Source organism: Bacteroides sp. CAG:189, from assembly GCF_000432295.1.
Lineage (GTDB): Bacteria > Bacteroidota > Bacteroidia > Bacteroidales > Bacteroidaceae > Bacteroides > Bacteroides salyersiae.
Genome location: NZ_HF991019.1, coordinates 5,743 through 10,109, shown reverse-complemented (window position 1 = coordinate 10,109; position 4,367 = coordinate 5,743). Strand labels below are relative to the sequence as shown.

Annotated in this window: 4 protein-coding genes; all 4 read left to right on the top strand. The window is 43.3% G+C overall.

Going from position 1 to position 4,367, the window contains the following annotated elements; all coding sequences use genetic code 11:
* Nucleotides 1-1,849, top strand: a 1,849-nt coding sequence (locus QVP90_RS04110; protein ID WP_288203947.1) for a TonB-dependent receptor plug domain-containing protein, incomplete at its 5' end; no start/stop codon positions are given.
* Between the two features lie 104 nt (nucleotides 1,850-1,953).
* Entirely contained in the window at nucleotides 1,954-2,358 is a 405-nt protein-coding gene (mce, locus tag QVP90_RS04105) for a methylmalonyl-CoA epimerase (RefSeq protein ID WP_021935723.1), read from the top strand.
* Nucleotides 2,359-2,489: 131 nt separating this feature from the next.
* The gene (locus QVP90_RS04100) at nucleotides 2,490-4,043 is read left to right on the top strand and encodes an acyl-CoA carboxylase subunit beta (protein WP_005929789.1); all 1,554 of its coding nucleotides are present in this window, start codon (nucleotides 2,490-2,492) and stop codon (nucleotides 4,041-4,043) included.
* 20 nt (nucleotides 4,044-4,063) lie between these two features.
* Nucleotides 4,064-4,367 (top strand): lamin tail domain-containing protein (locus tag QVP90_RS04095; RefSeq protein ID WP_288203946.1); only part of this gene is annotated, 304 nt, incomplete at its 3' end.

The window sequence follows — 4,367 nt, the reverse complement described above, 5'->3', positions numbered from 1 at the left end:
CGGTCAGCAGGAAGGATTGAGCTTTATCAATCCGGATATGGTAGAAAACGTTGGATTTTCTTCCGGTGGATACGAAGCGAAATATGGAGATAAAATGTCATCCGTACTGGATATTACATATAAAAAGCCGGAACATTTCGAAGCAACAGGGGCTTTCAGCCTGTTAGGAGTTTCTGCATACATAGGTTTCGGCACTAAGAAATTCTCGTGGATCAACAGCGTACGGTACAAAAGCAACCGCTATCTATTGGGAACACTGGATACGAAAGGAGAATACGATCCGCAATTCATCGACTATCAGACATACTTGAACTGGCGTCCCAATAAACGCTGGGAAATAGGATTCATCGGAAATATCTCAGAAAATAAATACATCTTCCAACCGGAAGACCGTAACACGCGATTCGGCACAATGGCTTCGGTACGTGAATTCAAGGTTTATTTTGACGGTCAGGAAAGAGATGTATTCCGCACATTCTTCGGTGCAGCCAATGCCACATACAAATTCAACGAAAACAATAGCTTGACTTTTCAGGCCTCTGCATTTCATACAAAAGAACAGGAAACCTATGACATTACCGGGCAATATTGGCTCAACGAATTAGATGCTTCCGAAGAGGATACGGACACAGATACAGGTGAAACAATCGGTGTGGGTACCTATATGGAGCATGCCCGCAACTACCTCAACGCAGATGTACAAAGCTACTCGCTCACAGGACAACACCGCATCCAACGCCATGCTATTCAATGGGGACTGGAATTAAAAGCAGAGCGTATTAAAGAAAAACTACGCGAATGGGAAATGCGCGACTCAGCCGGATATTCATTACCACAAGTACCGAATGGTCCGGAATTGATTTACAGTTTATCATCCAAAAACGACATCAACAGTAACCGTTTATCCATATACGCACAAGACAGTTACAAATTCCAATCCGGTGCAGGCCTGTTCACGCTTACAGCCGGACTGCGTGGAAGCTACTGGAGCTGGAATAAAGAATTCATTGTAAGTCCGAGGGCTTCTCTGGCGCTGATTCCGAATTTCAATGAAAAATTCACATTCCGCGTAGCAACGGGGCTCTATTACCAAGCTCCTTTTTATAAGGAGTTTCGTGATACCACAATGGTAGACGGAGTCGCAAGCGTATCACTCAATAAAAACATCAAATCGCAACGTTCCATACACTTTGTTATCGGAAGTGATTACAGCTTCCGGGCAGTGGGACGTCCTTTCAAGTTTACAGCCGAAGTATATTATAAAGCACTGGGCAACCTTATTCCATACAATGTAGACAACGTCCGTATCAGTTATTACGGACGCAACATGGCAAGCGGTTATGCCACAGGACTCGACATGAAACTATTCGGGGAATTCGTGCCGGGAACCGATTCCTGGCTCACTTTCTCCGTGATGAAAACCGAAGAAAAAATAAACGGTAAGTGGCTCCCCCGCCCTACCGACCAACGCTATAACCTGTCACTCTATTTTACAGATTACTTTCCAAAAAGTACCAAATGGAAACTAAATCTCAAAGCGACTTTAGCGGGTGGATTGCCCTTCGGCCCGCCTCATAGCGGACGAGAAGAAGCGGTATACCGCACCCCCTCCTATCGCCGTGTAGACATCGGTATGTCACGTGTTTTAATTGATAATACGGATAAGCACAAAACCGGATTCGGGCGCAATATTCGCAGCATGTGGTTGGGACTGGATGTTTTCAATTTGCTTAATATCAGCAATGTTAACTCCTATTATTGGGTAACTGATGTGCACAATAATCAGTTTGCAGTACCCAATTACCTTACATCTCGTCAAATCAATGTCAGACTGCTGATCGACTTTTGAAATTAAATGCGGAAATATTTCTCTATTAACGAAGAATTGATTTTCTTTGTAGTGGTTTAATAGTAACCAGAACTAAAATTAATGCCAAAATAAAGAAGACAGTCATGAAGATTTCACACATTGAACACTTGGGTATTGCTGTAAAAAGCATCGAAGAAGCCCTTTCGTATTACGAAAATGTATTAGGTCTGAAATGTTACAACATCGAAACAGTGGAAGACCAGAAAGTAAGAACCGCTTTCCTGAAAGTAGGCGAAACAAAAATTGAACTGTTAGAACCCACCTGCCCCGAAAGTACCATCGCCAAATTTATTGAGAACAAAGGCGCGGGCGTTCATCACGTGGCATTCGCCGTAGAAGACGGTGTAGCTAATGCACTTGCAGAAGCAGAAAGCAAAGAAATCCGCCTTATCGACAAAGCTCCGCGCAAAGGTGCGGAAGGACTTAATATCGCTTTCCTCCATCCTAAATCAACTTTGGGTGTATTGACAGAACTTTGCGAACACTAAAATCATTGACGATTGGGTGATTTATAATTTACGATTGAAATTACTTTTGCTATTTTATAAAAGTAATCCCAATCGTAAACCGTAAACCGGCTAATCGTAAATTCTATAAATCCTTTAAAACAAAAAGACACATGAGTAACCAGCTTGAAAAAGTAAAAGAGCTTATTGAACTTCGTGCTCAGGCTCGTTTAGGTGGCGGCGAAAAGGCTATTGAAAAACAACACGCCAAAGGCAAATACACCGCCCGTGAGCGTATTGCACAACTGCTTGACGAAGGTAGTTTCGAAGAATTGGACATGTTTGTACAGCACAGATGTACCAACTTCGGTCAGGATAAAAAGCACTTCCTCGGTGATGGTGTCGTAACCGGTTATGGTACGATCGAAGGAAGATTAGTATATGTTTTCGCACAAGATTTCACTGTATTCGGTGGATCATTGTCGGAAACCATGGCACAGAAGATTTGTAAAGTAATGGATATGGCCATGAAGATGGGTGCTCCGGTTATCGGCATCAATGATTCGGGTGGTGCCCGTATCCAGGAAGGTATCAATGCATTGGCCGGTTATGCTGAGATTTTCCAGCGCAACATCATGGCATCCGGCGTTATTCCCCAGATTTCGGGAATCTTCGGTCCATGTGCCGGTGGTGCCGTTTATTCTCCCGCATTGACAGACTTTACATTGATGACCGAAGGTACATCTTATATGTTCCTTACCGGTCCGAAAGTAGTAAAGACCGTAACAGGCGAAGACGTATCCCAAGAAGATCTGGGCGGTGCAAGCGTTCATGCAAGTAAATCAGGTGTTACTCACTTTACTGCTGCAACAGGTGAAGAAGGATTGGCAATTATCCGTCACCTGCTCAGTTTCATTCCACAAAACAACCTCGAAGAAGCTCCACTGGTAAATTGTACAGACCCTATCGACCGTATGGATGATCTGTTGAACGAAATAATTCCTGACAGCCCCAACAAACCATACGACATGTATGAAGTAATCGGTGCCATCATCGATAACGGAGAATTCCTCGAAGTACAGAAAGACTATGCAAAGAATATCATCATCGGTTTTGCCCGTATGAACGGACAATCCGTAGGTGTGGTTGCCAACCAGCCTAAATATCTGGCCGGTGTACTCGATAGCAATGCATCACGTAAAGGTGCCCGTTTCGTTCGCTTCTGCGATGCATTCAATATCCCTTTAGTTACATTGGTAGACGTACCGGGATTCCTTCCGGGAACAGGCCAAGAATATAATGGGGTCATCTTACACGGTGCTAAACTGCTGTACGCTTATGGTGAAGCCACCGTACCTAAAGTAACGGTTACATTGCGCAAATCTTATGGTGGTTCTCACATCGTAATGAGCTGTAAGCAGCTTCGTGGTGATATGAACTATGCATGGCCGACGGCTGAAATCGCTGTAATGGGCGGTGCAGGTGCCGTAGAAGTATTGTACGCCAAAGAAGCTAAAGAACAGGAAAATCCTGCTCAATTCCTGGCAGACAAAGAAGCTGAATATACCAAACTGTTTGCTAATCCGTATAATGCTGCAAAATATGGCTACATCGATGATGTTATCGAACCGAGAAATACCCGTTTCCGCATTATCCGTGCGTTACAGCAGTTGCAGACTAAGAAATTAACAAACCCTGCCAAAAAGCATGGTAATATTCCATTGTAACAAATTAAATACAGATTGTTATGAATAAAAAAAGAATTGGGATATTTATCACGTTAGTGGCAGTAGTTTGCTTAGGGCTGAATGCACAAAGAGCGACAAGCTTGAAAATCAATGAAGTACTGGTTACCAATGAGCAGAACTATCAAGATGATTACGGCTTGCATAATGCTTGGATAGAAATATTCAACACCTCTTTTGCTTCGGTAAATATCGAAGGCTGCTATCTGACGAACGATAAAGACAATCCAACCAAATATCCTATTCCTAAAGGAGATGTACTGACGTTGATAAAACCCCGCCAGCATATCTTGTTCTGGGCAGACG